Below are 21,732 nucleotides of genomic sequence, written 5' to 3' on the forward strand. Positions count from 1 at the left end.
CATCAATGTCGAGGATTCACTCGAAAATCGACAGATCCAGCGGCCGGATAGCCCCCATCCAGATCGCATGATCGCGGTGATCCGCCAGCTCATCCCCGGTCAGCGGATGCAGGAACACCACCAGCCCCTTCCGATACAACGCCAGCCACGGCAGCACCACCCCGATCAACTCCGGCCCGAAGGCCAGCTGGCAGCTCCAGTCCGGATGCGGCCCCACCGGCTTGCGGTGCATGCGGCCCATGCTCACCGGAAACAGCTTGGCCGTCTCCTCGCACAACGCCTGCGCCTGCTCGAACGTGCTCTCGTCGTAATACACGTGGGCGTGATAGCCCTTGATCCTTTCCACCCTCGACTCCTGAAATCGGCCACTCGCTGCGCCGCAGTCTATACGAGCTGCCCGGCCTGTTCTGCACCCAGCCATTCGACGAAGCGTTCGATCAGTACGTTGCGTCGCTTGCGTGGCGGACGTACTACGTAATATCCCTTGTTAGAACGAATTGATGGTTCGATCGGCCGGCACAGCAGGCCCTGGTCGAGCAGGGCGTCGACCAGGTAGCGCCAGCCGATGGCCACGCCCTGGCCGGCGATCGCCGCCTGGATCAGCAAGGTGTAGTTGTCGAAACGCAGCGGCGCCGAGGCCGGCGGACTGACCAGGCCGAGCTCGCGAAACACCCCGTTCCAGTCGAACCAGCGGCTCGCCGACTCGCCGCGCAGGTGCAGCAAGGGCAAGTGCGCCAGGCTCTGCGGATCCAGCGGCAATGGCCGCTCGCCCAGCAAACGCGGGCTGCACACCGGGAAAACCTCCTCATCGAACAGCCATTGCGCCTCGCCCTGGCGGAAGCGCCCATCACCGAACAGCACGGCCACATCGATGTCCGGACGCAGCATGGCGTGGCTGCGTTCACTGGTCACCAGGCTCACATCGACCCGCGGATTGGCCTGATGAAAACGCTGCAGACGCGGCATCAGCCAGTACGCGGCGAAGGCGAAATCGGTGGCCACCCGCAGCACTTCATGCTGGCCGCGCCCCGCCACCTGGGACACACCATCATCGAGGGCGAGCATGCCCACGTGTACTTGCTCGTACAGCAGTACACCTGCTTCGGTCAGCTCGATTCCGCGGTAGATACGATCGAACAGGCGCGCCCCCAACTGCTCCTCGAGGCGCTTGATCTGTTGGCTGACCGCCGGCTGGGTCGTCCCCAGCTCGACCGCCGCCGCCGTGAAGCTGTGGTGCCGCGCCGCGGCCTCGAATACCCGCAACACGTCGAGGGACGTCCCGCCCAATGCCTCAAACATAAGCTCTGCTAATCCTAGTCATTGCCCACCGTGGGCTTTACCCAATATGGCTGCAGGAACAGGCTTGTCCACAGCCGTATCCCATAATGCCTGACGATGGAATGCCGTGAGCCTATGAAACGCAAGAACATCCTCTTCATCATGGCCGACCAGATGGCCGCGCCCCTGCTGCCGATCCATGCGCCTTCGCCGATCCGCATGCCCCACCTGAGCCGCCTGGCCGCCGAGGCGGTGGTGTTCGATTCCGCCTACTGCAACAGCCCGCTGTGCGCGCCGTCACGTTTCACTCTGGTCAGCGGCCAGTTGCCGAGCCGGATCGGTGCCTACGACAACGCCGCCGATTTCCCCGCCGACATTCCGACCTACGCCCACTACCTGCGCCGCCTCGGCTATCGCACGGCGCTGTCGGGCAAGATGCACTTCTGCGGCCCGGACCAACTGCACGGTTACGAGGAACGCCTGACCAGCGATATCTACCCGGCGGACTACGGCTGGGCGGTGAACTGGGATGCCCCGGACGAGCGCCCGAGCTGGTACCACAACATGTCCTCGGTGCTGCAGGCAGGGCCCTGCGTGCGCACCAACCAGCTGGATTTCGACGAGGAGGTGGTGTTCAAGGCGCAGCAGTACCTGTACGACCATGTCCGCGAGGGCGGCGAGCAGCCGTTCTGCCTCACCGTGTCGATGACCCACCCACACGACCCGTACACCATTCCCAGGGCGTTCTGGGACCTCTACCACGACGACGAGATCCCCATGCCGCGGGTGCCCTTCGCCCAGCACGAACTGGACCCGCATTCGCAACGCCTGCTCAAGGTCTATGACCTGTGGGACAAGCCGCTGCCTGTGGATAAAGTCCGCGATGCCCGCCGTGCCTACTTCGGCGCGTGCAGCTACATCGACGCCAATATCGGCAGGCTGCTGCAGACCCTGGAGGAAACCGGCCAGGCCGACGACACCCTGATCGTCTTCTCCGGCGACCACGGCGACATGCTTGGCGAGCGCGGGCTCTGGTACAAGATGCACTGGTTCGAGATGGCCGCCCGGGTGCCGTTGCTGATCCACGCACCGGGGCAGTTCGCGGCGAAACGGGTGAGTGCCTCGGTCTCCACCTGCGACCTGCTGCCGACCCTGGTGGAACTGGCCGGCGGCCGCGTCGAAGCCGACCTGCCGCTGGACGGCCGTTCGCTGCTCGGCCACCTGAACGGGGAGGGCGGGCACGACGAGGTGATCGGCGAGTACATGGCCGAAGGCACCGTCGGCCCGCTGATGATGATCCGCCGCGGGCCGTGGAAATTCATCTACAGCGAGGACGATCCCTGCCTGCTCTACGACCTGGAGAACGACCCGCAGGAGCTCGACGACCTCGCCGCCGATCCACGACACGCCGAGCGGGTGGCCGCGTTCCTCGCCGAAGCCCGCCAGCGCTGGAACATCCCGCAGTTGCGCGACCAGGTCCTGGCCAGCCAGCGCCGCCGCCGCTTGGTCGCCGCCGCCCTGGCCACCGGCAGGCTGAAGAGCTGGGACCACCAGCCGCTGGTCGATGCCAGTCAGCAGTACATGCGCAATCACATCGATCTCGACGATCTGGAGCGCAAGGCGCGTTATCCACAACCTGCCCGCTAATCATCCGAGGAACGCAGCATGAAAGGGTTATCCACAAACGTTTTCGCGGTTGTCCTCACCCTCGCTGTCGGTGCCGCGCAGGCCGACGACAGCCAGTGCGCCATGGTCAGGATGGCCGATCCGGGCTGGAGCGATATCGCCACCACCAACGCCGTCGCGCGCTTCCTCCTGGAAGGCGCCGGCTACCAGACGCGGGTCGATTCGCTGGCCGTGCCGATCATCTACGGCGGCCTCAAGGACGGCCTGGTCGATGCCTTCCTCGGCAACTGGATGCCGGCGCAGCAGGGCTTCCACGACAAGTTCGTCGCCAGCGGCGAGGTCGACCGGCTGGCGCGCAACCTGGAGGGCACCGAGTTCACCCTGGCGGTGCCGGAGGCGGTCTGGGCGTCAGGGATCAAGGACTTCGCCGACCTGCAGAAGCGCGCCGGCGAGTTCGACCACAAGATCTACGGCATCGGCTCCGGCGCCCCGGCCAACCTGTCGTTGCAGTCGATCATCGACAAGAACCAGTTCAACCTCGGCGGCTGGAAGCTGGTGGAGTCCAGCGAGCAGGCGATGCTGGCCCAGGTGCAGCGGGCGGTGAAACGCGACAAGCCGATCGTCTTCCTCGGCTGGACCCCGCATCCGATGAACGTGCAGTTGAAGATGCGCTACCTGACCGGCGGCGAGCAGTGGTTCGGCAGCAGCGGCAGCGTCTACACCCTGACCCGCAAGGGTTATGCACAGGCCTGTCCGAACGTGGCGAAACTGCTCGGCAACCTGACCTTCAGCCAGGCCATGGAGAACACCATCATGGCCAACGTGGTGGATAACAAGGTCAGCTACGACGATGCCGCGAAAGCCTGGATCCGCGCCAATCCGGCGTTGCTGGATGGCTGGCTGCAAGGCGTCAGCACCCGCGATGGCGGCGATGCCCTGGCGGCGGTGAAGGCTCGGCTGTAACCCAGTCTGGAATGGATACTTGGCAACTCTGTAGGAGCTGGCTTGCCTGCGAAGGACCGCGCAGCGGTCCCAGACTTCATCGCTTTCGGGGACCGCTACGCGGTCCTTCGCAGGCAAGCCAGCTCCTACAAGCGACACCTCGTTTCCCGTACCCTGAACGGCTTAACCGGTAATGAGCGACCCCATGCCCTGGCCCGACCGCCACAGACTCCTGCCTTTCCTGCGCTGGCTGCCCCGGCAGACCCGCACCAGCGTCCGCCGCGACCTGCTGGTGGGCCTGAGCGGGGCGATCCTGGCCCTGCCGCAATCCATCGCCTACGCCCTGATCGCCGGGCTGCCGGCCGAATACGGGCTGTACGCGGCCATCGTGCCGGTGCTGATCGCCTGCCTGTGGGGCTCCTCCTGGCACCTGATCTGCGGTCCGACGGCAGCCATCTCCATCGTCCTCTACGCCGCCGTCAGTCCCATGGCCGTGCCGGGCAGCGCCGACTACATCACCCTGATCCTGCTGCTGACCTTCCTCGGCGGGGTGTTCCAGTGGTTGCTGGGCATGCTGCGTTTCGGCGCGCTGGTGAACTTCGTGTCCCATTCGGTGGTGATCGGCTTCACCTGCGGCGCGGCGGTGGTCATCGCCCTGGGCCAGCTGCCGAGCCTGATGGGCCTCGACCTGGAAAGCCAGGCCACGGCGCTGCGGACCCTGGAGAGCCTGCTGGCTCACGCCGGCGAGCTCGACGGGCCGTCGCTGCTGCTGGGCCTCGCCGCCCTGGGCCTGGGCCTCGCCATCAAGCTGCTGCGCCCACGCTGGCCGGCCCTGTTGATCAGTCTGCTGGGCACGACCTTGCTGGCGTTCTTCTGGCCGGCGATGTTCGGCCATGTCGCCCGGGTTCCGGCCTTTGCCGGCAAGCTGCCACCGCTGAGCCCGCTGCCGCTGTGGGACCTGGAACTGGTCCTGCGCCTGCTGCCCGGCGCCGTGGCGGTGGGCATGCTCGGCCTGGTGACCAGTCTGTCGATCGCCCGCTCGCTGTCGATTCGCTCGGAACAACTGATCGACGCCAACCAGGAGATCCGCGCCCAGGGCCTGTCGAACATGGTCGGCGCCTGGTTCTCCGGGTATCTCTCGTCGGGCTCGTTCACCCGCTCCGGGCTGAGCTACGACGCCGGGGCACGCTCGCCCCTGGCCGGGGTGTTCTCCGCCTTGTGGGTGGCGCTGTTCGCCGTGGCCGGCGCGCAGTTGATCGCGCATATCCCGATCCCGGTCATGGCCGGGAGCATCCTGCTGATCTGCTGGGGGCTGGTGGACCACCGGGCGATCCGGGCGCTGTACCGGGTCAGCCGACCGGAATTCGTAGTGATGGCCCTGACCTTCTGCGCCACCCTGCTGCTGGAGTTGCAGACCGCGATCTACGCCGGGGTGCTGGCCTCGCTGTTCTTCTACCTCAAGCGCACCTCGCAGCCGCGGGTGCAGCAGACCCGGGAAGGCGAGGCGGATGTGCTGCGGGTCGGTGGCTCGATCTTCTTCGGCGCCAGCCACTACCTGCAGGTGCGCCTGCAGCGCTGCCAGGCGCCGGACGTGGTGATCGACGCGCGGCAGATCAACTTCATCGACTATTCCGGGGTGGAGATGCTGCACCAGGAAGCCCGCCGCCTGCGCCGCCAGGGCGGCGGGCTGACCCTGCGCCGGGCCAGGCCGCAGGTGATCGAGGAGTTGCACAAGCTCGAAGGCGTGGAGCAGTGCCCGATCCGCTTCGAAGAATGACGCCCCCGGTAGTCCAGTCTTCTCCTGTGCGCAACTGATAGTTCTGTCAGTTGTGCCGGGTCATGGCTGGTTTTAGCGTAATTGTCACGGACAGTCCGTTGTCGTTCGCCCTTCTCCGGCGTCATCAAGAGGACAACCACGATGAACTTCCGTACGATTTCAGCAGTGCTGACCGGCCTGCTGGCCATCACGCAATTCAGTGCCACCGCCCATGCGGCGCTTGCCGAAAAGTGCTTCAAGTCGAACTACGACTACGAGTTGTATTTGAAATACGGTGACGAAACCCCGCCTGATCCGGACGACGTGGAGACCAAGAGCCAAGAGGAATACGAGATCCTTGAAGATGCCCATTTTCATGGCGCGGCGCGGAAAAAAGGCATCACCATCAATGTCGACCACACCACGTCCGGGGGAAAGATCATTTCCAACGCCAGCCGCTCATCGACACCCAGCGGCGAGAAGAGATACGTCTGGGGCAGCAACATGCCCTCCACCACTGGCGAATACACCAGCAATGCTGGTGCACCCGGCACTTATCGCAATATCCAGCTGACGGTCACAGACCCTGTGTGCCAAATCGAGGAGTCGACGCAGGTGAGGATTTACAGTCAATAACGCGAACCGCCATCGAAAAACCGGTTGCATTCGGCTACGGAAATTCACCGATCTCCGACTTTCTTGTAGGTAATTTCCCAAGCATACTTCGCCGCCTTATCAGCTGTTGCGCATCGGGAAATCGCTGCCTAGTCTTCGCCGGTCGTTGCCAAATCAACGACCGGTTTTGACAGACCGCCCTGAATCCCCTGTGCCGCAGTTGCTATGGCAGCTGTGCGTGTGGGCACCTTCGGGTGCGCCGGGGCTCCAGGGGTCCTTGGTCTGTCAACCCATGCACAGCTGCCACCCTCCCGTTTGACAGCGGCGATGGCAGCTCCTGTTCACACCCCTGGAGCTTGTCATGAAGAAATGCGTCCCCGATCCACCCGCGATGTGCATCGTCCCCGGCCTGTCCCACGAGGACGCCATCACCAAGGCTGCGGATCATCTGAACAAGGCGATCATCGCCGCCTCCTGCCTGCCCGACCCACCCAGTGAACGTCACCAGAACATGCTCGGCAATGCATTGCTGGAGATGCGCATCACCAGGGCGTTGCTGACGGTGGCGTTGGCCAGATCGACGGTCACCGTGCCGATCTAGCCGAGCCCGCTTCCCCCGTAGGAGCGTGGCTTGCCCGCGAAGGACCGCAAAGCGGTCCCAATCGTATTGGCAGCACCCTTTCAGGGACCGCTTTGCGGTCCTTCGCGGGCAAGCCACGCTCCTACGAGACTCCTGGTCAGCCCCGCGCCAGCTGCCGCCGCAGCTCCGCCAGCACTGGCGCGGTATCCGGGCGCACACCACGCCAGATGAAGAAGGCTTCCGCCGCCTGCTCCGCCAGCATGCCCAGGCCATCCAGCACCTTGCCCGCGCCATGGTCGCTGGCCCAGACGCAGAACGGCGTTGGCTCCTTGCCATACATCATGTCGTAGCACACGGTCTGGCCCGGCACGATCAGGCTCGGGTCAATGGGCGGCAGCTCACCGGCGAGGCTCGCCGAGGTGGCGTTGATGATGAGGTCCACCGGCTCCTTCAACCAGCTGAAACCACTGGCCGCCACCGGCCCCAGGTCGGCGAACTCGCGGGCCAGTTGCTCGGCCTTTTCCACGGTGCGGTTGGCGATCACCAGCGAGGCCGGATTGTGCGCCAGCAACGGCTCCAGCACGCCACGCACGGCACCACCGGCACCGAGCAGGAGGATGCGCTTGCCGGTCAGTTCCACCCCGGCATTCACGGTGAGGTCACGGACAAGGCCTGCGCCGTCAGTGTTGTCGCCCTGCAGGCGACCGTCATCGAGGCGAGTGAGGGTATTCACCGCCCCGGCGCGCCGGGCGCGGGAGGTGAGGCTGTCGACCAGGCGGAAGGCTTCTTCCTTGAACGGCACGGTGACGTTGGCGCCCAGGCCCTGCTTGAAGAAGCCCTGGGCGCAGGCGCTGAAGTCGTCCAGCGGGGCCAGCAGGGTGTCGTATTCCAGCCGCTCGCCGGTCTGGTCGGCGAACAGCCGGTGGATCAACGGCGACTTGCTGTGGCCGATCGGGTTGCCGAATACAACGTACTGGTCCATACACGCGCTTCCTGGGTCAGGCCCGACGTCCGGGCAAACGAGGTGAGCACAATGGGCTCAGTGCGCTGCCTTGTCCAGACTCAGCCAGTCGCGGTCCTTGAGGAAGTAGTCGGTCAGGCGCGCTTCGGCGCTGCCCGGCTGCGGCTTCCAGTCATAGCCCCAGCGCACCTGCGGCGGCAGCGACATGAGGATGGACTCGGTACGCCCGCCGGACTGCAGGCCGAACAGGGTGCCGCGGTCGTAGACCAGGTTGAACTCGACGTAGCGGCCACGGCGGAATTCCTGGAATTCGCGCTGCTCGGCACTGTAGGCGTCGTTTTTGCGGCGCTGGACGATCGGCAGGTAGGCGTCGATGTAGGCGTCACCGATGGCGCGGATGAAGGCGAAGCAGGTGTCGAAATCCCACTCGTTCAGGTCGTCGAAGAACAGGCCGCCGATACCGCGCGGCTCGCCGCGGTGCTTGAGGTGGAAGTAGCGGTCGCACCAGGCCTTGTAGCGCGGGTAGACGTCGGCACCGAACGGCGCGCAGGCCTGTTCGGCGACGCGGTGCCAGTGGATGCAGTCTTCTTCGTTGCCGTAGTACGGGGTCAGGTCGAAGCCGCCGCCGAACCACCAGACCGCTTCCTCGCCTTCCTTCTCGGCGATGAAGAAGCGCACGTTGGCGTGGGAGGTCGGCACATGCGGGTTGTGCGGGTGGATCACCAGCGACACGCCGAGGGCTTCGAAGCCACGGCCGGCCAGCTCCGGACGGTGGGCGCTGGCCGACGGCGGCAGGCCGCTGCCGAAGACGTGGGAGAAGTTGACGCCGCCTTTCTCGATGACCTTGCCGTCGCCGATCACCCGGGTCCGTCCGCCGCCGCCAGCCTCGCGGGTCCAGGCGTCCTCGACGAAACGCGCAGCGCCGTCTTCGTTTTCCAGGGCGGCGCAAATCCGGTCTTGCAGGTCGAGCAGGTAGGCTTTCACGGCCTCGGTGCGGCTAGTCATCAGGTCACCTTGAAGCGGGCTTGGCGGAAAATTCGGCGCACAGCATACCACCGTGCATGTGCCCTCCGTAGTTGACGGCGATCAAGCAAAAGCGTCCGATAGCCCCTTTCCCCGATGTCCCAGGAGAGTGCAGATGGCCAAGCGTATCCAGTTCAGCCAGCATGGCGGCCCCGAGGTCCTGACCCTGGTCGAGTTCGAACCCAAGGCGCCGGCGGCGGGCAATGTGCGCGTGCGCAACCACGCCATCGGCCTGAATTTCATCGACACCTATTTCCGCAGTGGCCTATATGCGCCACCGAGCCTGCCTTCGGGTCTGGGCACCGAGGGTGCAGGGGTGGTCGAGGCGGTGGGCGAGGGCGTGACCCGCTTCAAGGCCGGTGACCGCGTGGCCTACGCCGGTGGCCCGCTTGGCGCCTACAGCGAAGTCCACGAACTGCCGGCGGCCAACCTGGTGTCGCTGCCGCAAAGCGTCAGCTTCGAGGACGCCGCGGCGGTGATGCTCAAGGGCCTGACCGTGCAGTACCTGCTGCGCCAGACCCACGACGTGCAGCCGGGCGAGATCATCCTGTTCCATGCCGCCGCGGGCGGGGTCGGCTCGCTGGCCTGCCAGTGGGCCAGGGCCCTGGGCGCGAAGCTGATCGGCACCGTGAGTTCGCCGGAAAAGGCCGAGCGCGCCAAGGCCCTCGGCGCCTGGGCGACCATCGACTACAGCCGCGAGGACGTGGCGCAGCGGGTGCTGGAACTGACCGATGGCAGGAAATGCCCGGTGGTGTACGACGGTGTGGGCCAGGACACCTGGCTGACTTCGCTGGACTGCCTGGCGCCGCGCGGGCTGATGGTCAGCTTCGGCAATGCCTCGGGCGCGGTGAGCGGGGTGAACCTGGGGATCCTGGCGCAGAAGGGCTCGCTGTATGTGACCCGGCCGACGCTGGCCAGTTACGCGAACACTGCGGAAAACACCCAGGCCATGGCCAATGAGCTGTTCGCGATGATTGCCAGCGGCAAGGTGAAGGTGGATATCCAGCAGCGCTATCCGCTGGCCGAGGCGGCGCGGGCGCAGGAGGAATTGTCGGCGCGGCGGACGGTGGGGTCGACGGTTCTGATTCCCTGATTGCTGATCGAGAGCCAGCCCCACGTAGGAGCGTGGCTTGCCCGCGAAGGAGCGCAAAGCGGTCCCAGAATCGCATTGGCAGCACCAGGGACCGCTATGCGATCCTTCGCGGGCAAGCCACGCTCCTACGAGGACACCGCACTCCGGGTCAGCCCGCCCGAACCACCTCGCCAGTGGCCAGATCACGAATCACACTCGGATGCTTCCGCCCACCCAGCGCCCCGCCCAGCACCAGATCCAGCTGACCGTGGAAATACTGTTCCACCCGCAACCGGCTCTTCGCTGCCGGCCGCCCGGCCGGGTTGGCCGAGGTCGACACCAGCGGCCCCACCAGCGAGCACAGGTCACGCACCAGCGGATGATCGCTGACCCGCAGCGCCACGGTGTCGTGCACGCCGGTGATCCACTCCGGCAGCAGCCCCTGATGCGGCACCAGCCAGGTGTTCGGTCCGGGCCAGGTACTGCTCATGCGATCGAGCCAGACGTCCGGGAAATCTTCGAACAGGAAGTCGAACTGACGAATGTTGTCGGCGATCAGGATCAGGCCCTTGTTCACCGAACGCGACTTGAGCGCCAGCAGGCGATCCACCGCTTCTTCGTTCCATGGGTCACAGCCCAGGCCCCAGACCGCTTCGGTCGGATAGGCGATGACCGCTCCGGCCCGGATTTCCCGCGCGGCTTGTTGCGCACGCCAACTGTTGACCATTTGTTTCACTCCGCTTGTAGGCTGCTGCGCAGTGTACTTAGCCGGAACGGGCAAACCAACGCCCGGCTTCATTGCAGATACGCCCGTCCAGCTCCAGTTCGGTCAGCGCCGCCAGCACCTTGGCCAGTGGCTGGCCGAGGGCCAGGGCCAGGCCTTCGCTGGTGTGCGGTGCGGCGAGCAACAGCGCGACCAGCGGATGCTCAGGCTTATCCACAGGCGCTGGCGCCAGGTTCTGCCAGCCGCGCAGGCTTTCGAGGATCTGCTCGATGCTTTCCACCAGCAACGCGCCATCGCGGATCAACTGGTGGCAGCCCTTGGCCCCTGGATGATGGATCGAACCGGGAATGGCGAACACCTCGCGGCCCTGTTCCGCCGCCAGCCTGGCGGTGATCAGCGAACCGCTGGCCAGGCTGGCCTCCACCACCAGCACGCCCAGCGACAAACCGCTGATGATGCGGTTGCGGCGCGGAAAGTTGCCCGGCAACGGACCGGCATCCAGGGGAAACTCGGAAAGCAGCGCGCTGCCGTTCTCCAGCATGCGCCGTGCCAGACCGAGGTGGCGCTGTGGATAACGTTTTTCCAGACCGGTGCCGAGCACACCGATGGTCGCTCCGCCCGCCTCGACGGCAGCCTGGTGCGCGGCCCCGTCGATGCCCAGCGCCAGGCCGCTGGTGATGACGAAACCGGCCCGGGCGAGGCTCCGCGAAAACGCCGCGGCAGTCCCCAGGGCGGGGGGTGTGGCACGCCGGCTGCCGACGATCGCCAACTGCGGTTTATCCACAAGTGCGGCGTTGCCGGCGACGAACAGCAGCGGTGGTGGATCGGAAATTTCCGCGAGCAGGGCGGGGTAGGCGCCATCGTCCCACATCAGCAAATGCTGGCCGGGGCGCTCTAGCCAGCGCATTGCAGCGGCCGCCCCATCACGCACCGCGGCGCTGCGCCGGGCCTCGCAGGCGACCTGCGGGATACCCAGCGCCAGCCACGCGGAGGCCGGCGCGCTGAGGGCCGCCGAGGCGCTGCCGAAGGCCTGGATCAGTTTCACGAAGCGGCGCGGCCCGACCTCGGGCAAGCGCTGCAGACGCAGACGCGCCTCCAGCTCGGCGGGCGGGCAGGTGGGAAATTCAGGGCAAGACATAAGACCATCCTTGATCTTTCGGCGGGCATCCACATTTAAAAACCTGTGGATAACTCTGTTGATAATGCTTTGACAACTGTCCAGCGCAACGCTGCCGACAGCCGGTTTTTCAACCCTAGCCGACCTTTTCACAGGTGCCGAACGCAGCGAATCCCTTTATTATGTGCGTTCATGTTTGTCACACATCGCACAGTGCAGCTCATACGCCTATGGCCATTCTGAACATCCTCGAATTCCCGGACTCGCGCCTTCGCACCCTCGCCAAACCGGTGACGGAAGTCGACGACGCCATCCGCCAGTTGGTGGATGACATGTTCGAAACCATGTACGAAGCCCCCGGCATCGGTCTCGCCGCGACCCAGGTCAACGTGCACAAGCGCGTGGTAGTCATGGACCTCAGCGAAGACCGCAGCGAGCCACGGGTGTTCATCAACCCCGAGCTGGAAGAGCTGACCCAGGACATGGGCCAGTACCAGGAAGGCTGCCTGTCGGTGCCGGGCTTCTACGAGAACGTCGACCGTCCGCTGCAAGTCCGGGTCAAGGCCCTGGACCGCGACGGCAAGCCGTTCGAGCTGATCGCCGAAGGCCTGCTCGCCGTGTGCATCCAGCACGAATGCGACCACCTCAACGGCAAGCTGTTCGTCGATTACCTGTCGACGCTCAAACGCGACCGCATCAAGAAGAAGCTGGAAAAGCAGCACCGCCAGCAAGCTTGATCCTCCTCACTCCTGAAGGCTTGCTCCGGCAAGCCTTTTTCTTTTAAGCGAGAACTGCATGCGCATCGTCTTCGCGGGCACCCCCGAGTTCGCCGCCGAACACCTCAAGGCCCTGCTGGCCAGCCAGCACGAAATCATCGCCGTCTACACCCAGCCGGACCGTCCGGCCGGGCGCGGGCAGAAGCTGATGCCGAGCCCGGTCAAGCAACTGGCTGTGGATAACGGCATCCCGGTGCTGCAACCGCCGACCCTGCGCAATCCCGAGGCCCAGGCCGAACTGGCCGCGCTGCAGCCGGACCTGATGGTGGTGGTGGCCTACGGCCTGATCCTGCCGCAGGTGGTGCTGGATATCCCGAAACACGGCTGCATCAACAGCCACGCCTCGCTGCTGCCGCGCTGGCGCGGCGCCGCGCCGATCCAGCGCGCGGTGCAGGCGGGCGATGCCGAGAGCGGCGTGACCGTGATGCGCATGGAAGCCGGCCTGGACACCGGGCCGATGCTGCTCAAGGTCAGCACGCCGATCACTGCCGAAGACACCGGCGGCAGCCTCCACGACCGTCTCGCCGAACTCGGCCCGCCGGCAGTACTGCAAGCCATCGCCGGCCTCGACGCCGGTACCCTGCCCGGTGAAGTGCAGGACGACGCCCTGGCGACCTATGCCCACAAGCTCAACAAGGACGAGGCGCGCCTCGACTGGAGCCGCCCGGCCGTCGAGCTGGAGCGCCTGGTTCGCGCCTTCAACCCGTGGCCGATCTGCCACAGCAGCCTCGGCGGCGAAGCCCTGAAAGTGCTGGCCGCGACCCTCGCCGAGGGCAAGGGCGAGCCGGGTGAAATCGTCTCGGCGAGCAAGGACGGTCTGGTGGTCGCCTGCGGTGAAGGCGCGCTGTGCCTGACCCGCCTGCAACTGCCCGGCGGCAAGGCGCTGAACTTCAGCGACCTGTTCAACAGCCGCCGCGAGAAATTCACCCCCGGCACGGTACTCGGCCAATGAACCCACGTCTGGCCGCCGCCCGGGCCCTGGCCGCCGTGCTCAGCGGCAAGGCCTCGCTGAACAGCTCGCTGCCGACGCAACTGGACAAGGTCGAGGCCCGTGATCGCGGCCTGACCCAGGACCTCGCCTTCGGCACCGCGCGCTGGCAGCCCCGCCTGTCGGCACTGGCCGAGCGCCTGCTGCAAAAGCCGTTCAAGAGCGCCGATGCCGATGTCCAGGCGCTGTTGCTGGTCGGTCTGTACCAGCTCTTCTATACCCGCGTCCCCGAGCACGCCGCCATCGGTGAGACCGTGGGCTGTGCCGACAAGCTGAAGAAGCCATGGGCCAAGGGCCTGCTCAATGCCGTGCTGCGCCGCGCCCAGCGCGAGGGCAACGACCTGCTCGCCGAGATGGAACGCGACCCGGTGGTGCGCACCGCCCACCCGCGCTGGCTGCAGAAGTCGCTGAAAGCCTTCTGGCCCGAGCAGTGGGAGGCCATCTGCGCCGCCAACAACGCCCACCCGCCGATGATCCTGCGGGTCAACCGCCGCCATCACAGCCGCGACGCCTACCTCGGCCTGCTGGGTGAAGCCGGCATCGAAGCGGCGCCATGCCAGTACAGCCGCGACGGCATCCTCCTCGCCGAAGCCTGCGACGTGCGCAACCTGCCCGGCTTCGAACAGGGCTGGATCAGCGTGCAGGACGAAGCCGCGCAACTGGCCGCCGACCTGCTCGAACTGGCGCCGGGGCAACGGGTGCTGGACGCCTGCTGCGCCCCCGGCGGCAAGACCTGTCACCTGCTCGAAGCCGAGGCGAAGCTGGCCGGCGTGGTCGCCATCGACCTGGAAGCCAAGCGCCTGACCCGGGTCCGCGAGAACCTCGACCGCCTTGGCCTCGACGCCCAGCTGATCGCCTGCGACGCCCGCGATACCGCCAGCTGGTGGGACGGCAAGAGTTTCCAGCGCATCCTGCTGGACGCACCGTGCTCCGCCACCGGCGTGATCCGCCGTCACCCGGACATCAAGCTGACCCGCCAGGCCGACGATATCGCCGCCCTCGCCAGCCTGCAGGGCGAGTTGCTCGACGCCCTGTGGCCGCCCCTGGAAGTCGGCGGCATGCTGCTCTACGCCACCTGCTCGACCCTGCCCACGGAAAACACCGAGGTGATCGCGGCCTTCCTCGCCCGCACCCCCGGTGCCCGCGAGCTGGACCTGGCGACCGACGCCGGCATCCGCCAGCCCCACGGTCGCCAGTTGCTCGCCCAGGAGGGCGGGCACGATGGTTTCTACTACGCCAAGCTGATCAAGATCGCCGCCGCGCGCGGTTAACAGAAAAAGGGAAGGGGACAGCGGATGAAGATCATCATCCTTGGCGCAGGGCAGGTCGGCGGCACGCTGGCCGAACACCTGGCCAGCGAAGCCAACGACATCACCGTGGTCGACACCGATGGCGACCGGCTGCGCGATCTTGGCGACCGCCTCGACATCCGCACCGTCCAGGGCCGTGGCTCGTTCCCGACCATCCTGCGCCAGGCCGGTGCCGACGACGCCGACATGCTGGTGGCGGTGACCAACAGCGACGAGACCAACATGGTCGCCTGCCAGGTCGCCCACACCCTGTTCCACACCCCGACCAAGATCGCCCGGGTGCGCGAGTCGGCCTACCTGACCCGTGCCGGTCTGTTCGACAACGAAGCCATCCCGGTGGACGTGCTGATCAGCCCGGAACAGGTGGTGACCCACTACATCAAGCGCCTGATCGAACATCCCGGCGCCCTGCAGGTGATCGACTTCGCCGAGGGCAAGGCCCAGCTGGTGGCGGTCAAGGCCTACTACGGCGGGCCGCTGGTGGGCCAGCAACTGCGGCAGATCCGCGCGCACATGCCCAATGTCGATACCCGCGTGGCGGCGATCTTCCGCCGCGACCGGCCGATCCTGCCGCAGGGCGACACGGTGATCGAGGCCGATGACGAGGTGTTCTTCATCGCCGCCAAGGCCGACATCCGTGCGGTGATGGGCGAACTGCGCCGCCTCGACGAGACCAACAAGCGCGTGGTCATCGCCGGTGGCGGGCAGATCGGCGAACGCCTGGCCGAGGCCATCGAAAGCCGCTACCAGGTGAAGATCATCGAGATGAGCCCGGCGCGCTGCCGCTATCTGTCGGACAACCTCGACAGCACGGTGGTCCTCCAGGGCAGTGCCTCGGACCGCGACCTGCTGCTGGAAGAGAACATCGCCGACGCCGACATCTTCCTCGCCCTGACCAACGACGACGAGGCCAACATCATGTCCTCGCTGCTGGCCAAGCGTCTCGGTGCGCGCAAGGTGATGACCATCATCAACAACCCGGCCTACGTCGACCTGGTCCAGGGCGGCGAGATCGACATCGCCATCAGCCCGCAGCTGGCCACCATTGGTACCTTGCTGGCCCACGTGCGCCGTGGCGATATCGTCAGCGTGCACTCGCTGCGCCGTGGTGCGGCGGAGGCCATCGAGGCCATCGCCCACGGCGATTCGAAGTCGAGCAAGGTGGTCGGCAAGGCCATCGAAGAGATCAACCTGCCGCCGGGCACCACCATCGGCGCCATCATCCGCGACGAGGAAGTGCTGATCGCCCACGACGACACTGTGATCAAGAGCGGTGACCACGTGATCCTCTTCGTTGTGGACAAGAAGTACATCCGCGATGTGGAGAAGCTGTTCCACGTCGGTCTGACGTTCTTCTGACAGGAGAAGACGAATGCGCGAATCGCTGGAAAAGATGCTGGCCAAGGGTGTGGATAACCCGCTGTTGCGCTTTGGCCTGGGCAAGGCGTGGCTGGACGAGGGCAACGGCGCGGAAGCGGCGGTGCACCTGGCGCGCTGTGTGGAGCAGGATCCGAAGTATTCGGCGGCGTGGAAGTTGTTGGGCAAGGCCTGGCAGCAGCAGGGAGACCTGGTGAACGCACGGGATGCCTGGGAGCGGGGGATCGCGGCGGCTCAGGCCCATGGCGACAAGCAGGCCGAGAAGGAGATGGCGGTGTTCCTCAAGAAGCTGGATAAAGCCAGAAACTGAGTTGCCGCGTTCCCCCTGTAGGAGCGTGGCTTGCCCGCGAAAGGGCCGCACAGCGGCCCCTGACTGCGGTGAGGTCTGGGACCGCTGTGCGGTCCTTTCGCGGGCAACGCCCGCTCCTACAGGGGGCTTTGGCAGCCACAAGATTTGGAAGCGGGCGTTGCCAGCGATGAGGCCCTCAGTACCAGCGCGCCTCTCCAGCCGGCCGCTTCTTGAAGCGCTTCATGCTCCACATGTACTGGCTCGGATACGCCCGCACATATTTCTCCACCACCTGGCTCATGGCCGCCGCCGAAGTCTCGGTATCGGTGCTGTACATCGCCTCCGGCGCTGCTTCGAGGATCACCTTGAAGCCACTGCCATCCGGCAACCGCAGCGCATGCAGGAACACCCCCACCGCCTTGCCACCAGCCAGCATGTTCGGCACGAACTTGCTGGTCAGCGCCTTCGTCCCGAGGAACGGCACGAAGATCCCCGCCGATTCCGCCGGCTCCGGGTCCGCCGGGATGCCCACCTGGCCGCCCTTGCGCACTTCCTTGATGATGCTGAGGATGCCTTCCTTGGTCGACGGCGCCACGCGGTTGCCCAGTTGCACGCGCTGTTCGCGCAACAGGTCGTCCACCGCCTTCAGCTTCGGCGGCCGGTAGAAGATGATCGGTTTGCACTGGCTGCAATAGAAGTGGTTGAGCACTTCCCAGTTGCCCAGGTGGCTGGTGATGCCGACCACGCCCTTGCCCGAGGCCAGCGCGTCCTTCAGTACATCCAGGCCCTCGACCTCGCGCACCAGGTCGATGGAACGCTGCGCCGGCCAGATCCAGGCGCAGGCGCTTTCGGTGAAGGACTTGCCGATATCCATCAGGGTGCGGCCCACCAGCTTCTCGCGTTCGACCGGGTCCATCTCCGGGAAGCACTTGGCCAGGTTGATGCGCACCACTTCGCGCGAGCTGTTGGGAATCTTCCACATGATCCAGCCGATCGCCGCACCGACCCGCTGCACCGCGCCCCAGGGCAGCTTGGCAAACAACCGCAACGCCCCGACCATCAAGGCGCCCTTGAATTTATCCACAGGCAGGTTCCTCCATACACAAGCCGGGCATTGTAACCGTCAGCGCAGCAGGGCGGCGTATCGATCGCAATCGGTGGTGTGGTCCATGACCATGCCGGTGGCCTGCATGAAGGCGTAGCAGATGGTCGGGCCGACGAAGGTGAAACCGGCCTTCTGCAGGGCCTTGCTCATTGCCGTGGCTTCATCGGTCACTGCGGGCACCTGGTCGCGGGCGCTGAAGTGGTTGACCTTGGGCTCACCGCCGACAAAGGACCACAGCCAGGTCGCCGGGTCTTCCAGCGCCAGCCAGGCCCGCGCGTTGCGCCGCGCGGCGTTGAGCTTGAGACGGTTGCGGATGATGCCCGGATCGAGCATGCGTTCCTCGATTTCCTCATCGCTCATCTGCGCCAACCGGTGGGGATCGAAGCCGAACATGACCTCGCGATAACGCGCGCGTTTCTTCAAAACGGTGATCCACGACAGGCCGGCCTGGAACCCTTCCAGAAGAAGCATCTCAAACAGCTGCCCCGGGTCGCGTTGCGGCGTTCCCCACTCCTCGTCGTGATAAGCCTGGTACAGCGGATCGTCGGTACACCAAAAGCAACGTGGCATAAAGCACCATGGGTAGAGGCCGGGGCGAATCGGGTTATACTCCCGCTCTTTATATTCGCAGCCCTAGAAACAGGTGAATTTCGTGAGCCAGCCTACGCCAGCCGTGCGTACCTTCCAAGACTTGATCCTCGCGCTCCAGCAGTACTGGGCCGAGCAAGGTTGTGTGGTGCTTCAGCCCTACGATATGGAAGTGGGCGCCGGCACTTTTCATACCGCCACGTTTCTGCGCGCCGTAGGCCCTGAAACCTGGAACGCCGCCTATGTCCAGCCAAGCCGCCGTCCGGGCGATGGCCGCTACGGCGAAAACCCCAACCGCCTGCAGCACTACTACCAGTTCCAGGTGGTCCTGAAGCCGAACCCGGCGAACTTCCAGGAGCTGTACCTGGGCTCGCTGAAGGCGATCGGCCTGGATCCGCTGGTGCACGACATCCGTTTCGTCGAAGACAACTGGGAATCGCCGACCCTCGGCGCCTGGGGTCTGGGTTGGGAAATCTGGCTCAACGGCATGGAAGTCACCCAGTTCACCTACTTCCAGCAGGTCGGCGGCATCGAGTGCCTGCCGGTCACCGGCGAGATCACCTACGGTCTCGAGCGCCTGGCCATGTACCTGCAGGGCGTCGACTCGGTGTATGACCTGATCTGGACCGACGGTCCGTTCGGCAAGGTCACCTACGGCGACGTGTTCCACCAGAACGAAGTGGAGCAGTCGACCTACAACTTCGAACACGCCAACGTCGAGAAGCTGTTCGAACTGTTCGACTTCTACGAAAGCGAAGCGAACCGCCTGATCGAGCTGGAACTGCCGCTGCCGACCTACGAAATGGTCCTCAAGGCCTCGCACACCTTCAACCTGCTGGACGCCCGTCGCGCCATCTCGGTGACCGAACGCCAGCGCTACATCCTGCGCGTGCGCACCCTGGCCCGGGCCGTTGCCCAGAGCTACCTGCAGGCCCGTGCCCGCCTCGGCTTCCCGATGGCGACCCCTGAACTGCGTGACGAAGTGTTGGCCAAGCTGGAGGCTGCGGAATGAGTGCTCAAGATTTCCTGGTAGAACTGGGCACCGAAGAACTGCCACCCAAAGCCCTCGCCAGCCTCGGCGACGCCTTCCTCGCCGGCATCGAGAAAGGCCTGCAGGCCGCCGGCCTGAACTACAGCGACAAGCGCGTGTTCGCCGCGCCGCGCCGCCTGGCCGTGCTGATCCGCAACCTGGACACCCAGCAGCCGGACCGCAGCATCAACGTCGACGGCCCGCCCCGTCAGGCCGCCTTCGACGCCGACGGCAACCCGACCCAGGCAGCCCTGGGCTTCGCCAAGAAGTGTGGCGTGGAGCTGTCGGACATCGACCAGAGCGGCGCCAAGCTGCGCTTCTCCCAGCACATCCCGGGCAAGGCCACCGCCAGCCTGCTGCCGACCATCGTCGAGGATTCGCTGAACGACCTGCCGATTCCCAAGCGCATGCGCTGGGGCGCGCGCAAGGAAGAGTTCGTGCGGCCGACCCAGTGGCTGGTGATGCTGCTCGGTGACCAGGTCGTCGACTGCACCATCCTCGCCCAGACCGCCGGTCGCGAGTCCCGCGGTCACCGCTTCCACCACCCGGAAAACGTGCGCATCAGCGCCCCGGCCAACTACCAGGAAGACCTGCGCAAGGCCTACGTCCTGGCCGACTTCGCCGAGCGTCGCGAGCTGATCAGCAAGCGCACCGCCGAACTGGCCATGCAGCAGGAAGGCACCGCGATCGTGCCGCCGGCGCTGCTGGACGAAGTGACCGCGCTGGTCGAGTGGCCGGTGCCGCTGGTCTGCTCGTTCGAGGAGCGTTTCCTCGAAGTGCCGCAGGAAGCCCTGATCACCACCATGCAGGACAACCAGAAGTATTTCTGCCTGCTGGACGTCGACGGCAAGCTGCTGCCGCGCTTCATCACCGTGGCCAACGTCGAGAGCCGCGATCCGAAGCAGATCATCGAAGGCAACGAGAAGGTCGTGCGTCCGCGCCTGACCGACGCCGAGTTCTTCTTCAAGCAGGACAAGAAGCAGCCGCTGGAAAGCTTCAACGAGCGCCTGCAGAACGTGGTGTTCCAGGCCCAGCTGGGCAGCGTCTTCGACAAGGCCGAGCGTGTGAGCAAGCTGGCCGCGTTCATCGCCAGCAAGATCGGTGGCGATGCCGGCCGCGCTGCCCGCGCCGGCCTGCTGTCGAAGTGCGACCTGGCCACCGAGATGGTCGGCGAATTCCCTGAAATGCAAGGCGTCGCCGGCTACTACTACGCCCTCAACGACGGCGAGCCGGAAGACGTCGCCCTGGCCCTGAACGAGCAGTACATGCCGCGCGGTGCCGGTGCGGAACTGCCGTCGACCCTGACCGGCGCGGCCGTGGCCATCGCCGACAAGCTCGACACCCTGGTCGGCATCTTCGGCATCGGCATGCTGCCGACCGGCAGCAAGGACCCCTATGCCCTGCGTCGCGCGGCACTGGGCGTGCTGCGCATCCTGATCGAGAAGCAGCTGGACCTCGACCTGACCGAAGCGGTGGACGTCGCCGTCAAGCAGTTCGGCGCCAAGGTCAAGGCCGCCGGCCTGTCCGAGCAGGTCCTGGAGTTCATCTTCGACCGCCTGCGCGCACGCTACGAAGACGAAGGCATCGACGTCGCCACCTACCTGTCGGTACGTGCCTTGAAGCCAGGCTCGGCCCTGGACTTCGACCAGCGCGTGCAGGCCGTGCAGTCGTTCCGCAAGCTGCCGGAAGCCGCTGCCCTGGCCGCGGTGAACAAGCGCGTGTCGAACCTGCTGAGCAAGGCCGAAGGCACCATCGCCAACCACGTCGAGCCGAAGTACTTCGACAACGCCAACGAGTTCTCCCTGTACTCGGCGATCCAGCAGGCCGACCAGGCCGTGCAGCCGATGGCCGCGCAGCGCCAGTACACCGAGTCGCTGGCCCGCCTGGCCGCCCTGCGCGAGCCGGTGGATGCGTTCTTCGAAGCGGTGATGGTCAATGCCGAGGACGCCAACGTGCGTGCCAACCGTTACGCCCTGCTCAACCGCCTGCGCGGTCTGTTCCTGGGCGTGGCCGACATCTCGCTGCTGGGGTAAGCCTTGAAACTGCTGATTCTCGATCGTGACGGAGTGATCAACCAGGACTCCGACGCCTACATCAAGTCGCTGGAAGAGTGGATTCCGATTCCCGGCTCGATCGAGGCCATCGCGCAGTTGAGCCAGGCCGGCTGGACGGTGGCGGTCGCCACCAACCAGTCCGGCATCGCGCGCGGCTACTACCCGCTGGCGACCCTGGACGCCATGCACGCCCGTCTGCGCGAGCTGGTGGGCGGCCTGGGTGGCGAAGTCGGCCTGATCGTCCATTGTCCGCACGGACCGGACGATGGCTGCGATTGCCGCAAACCCAAGCCCGGAATGCTGCGGCAGATCGCCGGGCACTACGATGCGTCACTGCACGGCGTGTGGTTCGTCGGCGACAGTTCGGGTGACCTGGAGGCCGCGCGGGCCGTCGATGCACAACCGGTCCTGGTGCGTACCGGCAAGGGTGAAAAGACCCTCGCCAAAGGTGTACCGGCGGGTACACTGATTTTCGACGACCTGGCCGCCATCGCCAGAGAACTTATCCACAAATAGCGCGC

General features: G+C 65.7%; 22 protein-coding genes. 14 read left to right on the forward strand and 8 right to left on the reverse strand.

Translation table 11 applies throughout. From position 1 onward, the window contains the following. Nucleotides 1-16: 16 nt before the first annotated feature. Both RTI28_RS19440 and RTI28_RS19445 read right to left on the reverse strand, forming a co-directional pair. On the reverse strand, nt 17-346 hold the full coding sequence (locus RTI28_RS19440; protein ID WP_316921957.1) for a DOPA 4,5-dioxygenase family protein: 330 nt from the start codon (nt 344-346) through the stop codon (nt 17-19). A 38-nt stretch (nt 347-384) separates the two neighbouring features. Then, a complete protein-coding gene (locus RTI28_RS19445; protein ID WP_316921958.1) occupies nt 385-1,299 on the reverse strand; it encodes a choline sulfate utilization transcriptional regulator in 915 nt (304 codons plus the stop codon). Between the two features lie 114 nt (nt 1,300-1,413). Here RTI28_RS19445 and betC point away from each other — a divergent pair, with 114 nt between their 5' ends. From betC to RTI28_RS19470, 5 genes are all read left to right on the forward strand, one after another. Continuing rightward, nucleotides 1,414-2,925 carry a choline-sulfatase gene (gene betC, locus RTI28_RS19450; RefSeq protein WP_316921959.1) on the forward strand — a complete coding sequence of 504 codons (1,512 nt, stop codon included), beginning with the start codon at nt 1,414-1,416 and terminating at the stop codon, nt 2,923-2,925. 18 nt (nt 2,926-2,943) lie between these two features. Further along, a complete protein-coding gene (gene choX / locus RTI28_RS19455; protein WP_316921960.1) occupies nt 2,944-3,867 on the forward strand; it encodes a choline ABC transporter substrate-binding protein in 924 nt (307 codons plus the stop codon). A 184-nt stretch (nt 3,868-4,051) separates the two neighbouring features. Beyond that, nucleotides 4,052-5,623, forward strand: coding sequence for a SulP family inorganic anion transporter (locus tag RTI28_RS19460; RefSeq protein WP_316921961.1), 1,572 nt, complete (start codon nt 4,052-4,054; stop codon nt 5,621-5,623). 141 nt (nt 5,624-5,764) lie between these two features. Beyond that, a complete protein-coding gene (locus tag RTI28_RS19465) occupies nt 5,765-6,238 on the forward strand; it encodes a hypothetical protein (RefSeq protein ID WP_316921962.1) in 474 nt (157 codons plus the stop codon). Between the two features lie 340 nt (nt 6,239-6,578). Then, entirely contained in the window at nt 6,579-6,818 is a 240-nt protein-coding gene (locus RTI28_RS19470; RefSeq protein WP_316921963.1) for a hypothetical protein, read from the forward strand. 136 nt (nt 6,819-6,954) lie between these two features. Here the strand turns inward: RTI28_RS19470 and aroE are convergent, their stop codons facing one another. Continuing rightward, nucleotides 6,955-7,779 carry a shikimate dehydrogenase gene (gene aroE / locus RTI28_RS19475; RefSeq protein ID WP_316921964.1) on the reverse strand — a complete coding sequence of 275 codons (825 nt, stop codon included), beginning with the start codon at nt 7,777-7,779 and terminating at the stop codon, nt 6,955-6,957. Between the two features lie 57 nt (nt 7,780-7,836). Further along, entirely contained in the window at nt 7,837-8,763 is a 927-nt protein-coding gene (gene hemF, locus RTI28_RS19480; protein ID WP_316921965.1) for an oxygen-dependent coproporphyrinogen oxidase, read from the reverse strand. A 133-nt stretch (nt 8,764-8,896) separates the two neighbouring features. Here hemF and RTI28_RS19485 point away from each other — a divergent pair, with 133 nt between their 5' ends. Beyond that, nucleotides 8,897-9,874 carry an NADPH:quinone reductase gene (locus tag RTI28_RS19485; RefSeq protein WP_316921966.1) on the forward strand — a complete coding sequence of 326 codons (978 nt, stop codon included), beginning with the start codon at nt 8,897-8,899 and terminating at the stop codon, nt 9,872-9,874. 148 nt (nt 9,875-10,022) lie between these two features. On the opposite strand, the gene RTI28_RS19490 is transcribed toward RTI28_RS19485, so the two are convergent. Beyond that, complete coding sequence (locus RTI28_RS19490; RefSeq protein ID WP_089266641.1) at nt 10,023-10,580, reverse strand: L-threonylcarbamoyladenylate synthase; 558 nt, start codon at nt 10,578-10,580, stop codon at nt 10,023-10,025. Nucleotides 10,581-10,617: 37 nt separating this feature from the next. Beyond that, nucleotides 10,618-11,715 (reverse strand): DNA-processing protein DprA, encoded by a 1,098-nt coding sequence (gene dprA / locus RTI28_RS19495; RefSeq protein WP_316921967.1) that lies wholly within the window; start codon nt 11,713-11,715, stop codon nt 10,618-10,620. A gap of 209 nt (nt 11,716-11,924) precedes the next feature. Here dprA and def point away from each other — a divergent pair, with 209 nt between their 5' ends. From def to RTI28_RS19520, 5 genes are read left to right on the forward strand one after another with little or no spacing between them, the layout of a single operon-like run. Then, nucleotides 11,925-12,431 (forward strand): peptide deformylase, encoded by a 507-nt coding sequence (gene def / locus RTI28_RS19500; RefSeq protein WP_316921968.1) that lies wholly within the window; start codon nt 11,925-11,927, stop codon nt 12,429-12,431. A gap of 58 nt (nt 12,432-12,489) precedes the next feature. Continuing rightward, nucleotides 12,490-13,422, forward strand: a complete 933-nt coding sequence (fmt, locus tag RTI28_RS19505) for a methionyl-tRNA formyltransferase (protein WP_316921969.1) — start codon at nt 12,490-12,492, stop codon at nt 13,420-13,422. Further along, complete coding sequence (gene rsmB, locus RTI28_RS19510; RefSeq protein ID WP_316921970.1) at nt 13,419-14,729, forward strand: 16S rRNA (cytosine(967)-C(5))-methyltransferase RsmB; 1,311 nt, start codon at nt 13,419-13,421, stop codon at nt 14,727-14,729. The genes fmt and rsmB overlap by 4 nt, the downstream gene beginning before the upstream one ends. Nucleotides 14,730-14,753: 24 nt before the next feature. After that, nucleotides 14,754-16,127: a Trk system potassium transporter TrkA gene (gene trkA, locus RTI28_RS19515; protein ID WP_316921971.1), complete on the forward strand. Its 1,374-nt coding sequence runs from the start codon at nt 14,754-14,756 to the stop codon at nt 16,125-16,127. Nucleotides 16,128-16,140: 13 nt separating this feature from the next. Then, nucleotides 16,141-16,455, forward strand: a complete 315-nt coding sequence (locus RTI28_RS19520) for a tetratricopeptide repeat protein (RefSeq protein WP_316921972.1) — start codon at nt 16,141-16,143, stop codon at nt 16,453-16,455. A 175-nt stretch (nt 16,456-16,630) separates the two neighbouring features. On the opposite strand, the gene RTI28_RS19525 is transcribed toward RTI28_RS19520, so the two are convergent. Together RTI28_RS19525 and RTI28_RS19530 are read right to left on the reverse strand one after the other, a co-directional pair. Next, a complete protein-coding gene (locus RTI28_RS19525; RefSeq protein WP_042121679.1) occupies nt 16,631-17,518 on the reverse strand; it encodes a lysophospholipid acyltransferase in 888 nt (295 codons plus the stop codon). Nucleotides 17,519-17,557: 39 nt separating this feature from the next. Beyond that, nucleotides 17,558-18,109, reverse strand: coding sequence for a DNA-3-methyladenine glycosylase I (locus RTI28_RS19530; protein WP_316921973.1), 552 nt, complete (start codon nt 18,107-18,109; stop codon nt 17,558-17,560). An 82-nt stretch (nt 18,110-18,191) separates the two neighbouring features. Between RTI28_RS19530 and glyQ the strand changes: the two genes are divergently transcribed. Genes glyQ through gmhB form a run of 3 tightly spaced genes read left to right on the forward strand, consistent with a single transcriptional unit; the run spans nt 18,192 to nt 21,727 of the window. Then, nucleotides 18,192-19,139: a glycine--tRNA ligase subunit alpha gene (gene glyQ, locus RTI28_RS19535; RefSeq protein WP_042121700.1), complete on the forward strand. Its 948-nt coding sequence runs from the start codon at nt 18,192-18,194 to the stop codon at nt 19,137-19,139. Beyond that, entirely contained in the window at nt 19,136-21,190 is a 2,055-nt protein-coding gene (gene glyS / locus RTI28_RS19540; protein ID WP_316921974.1) for a glycine--tRNA ligase subunit beta, read from the forward strand. Before glyQ ends, glyS begins: the two co-directional genes overlap by 4 nt. 3 nt (nt 21,191-21,193) lie before the next feature. After that, nucleotides 21,194-21,727: a D-glycero-beta-D-manno-heptose 1,7-bisphosphate 7-phosphatase gene (gene gmhB, locus RTI28_RS19545; RefSeq protein WP_316921975.1), complete on the forward strand. Its 534-nt coding sequence runs from the start codon at nt 21,194-21,196 to the stop codon at nt 21,725-21,727. Nucleotides 21,728-21,732: the final 5 nt, after the last annotated feature.

This window comes from Pseudomonas sp. zfem002, from assembly GCF_032621685.1.
Classification (GTDB): Bacteria; Pseudomonadota; Gammaproteobacteria; order Pseudomonadales; family Pseudomonadaceae; genus Aquipseudomonas; species Aquipseudomonas japonica.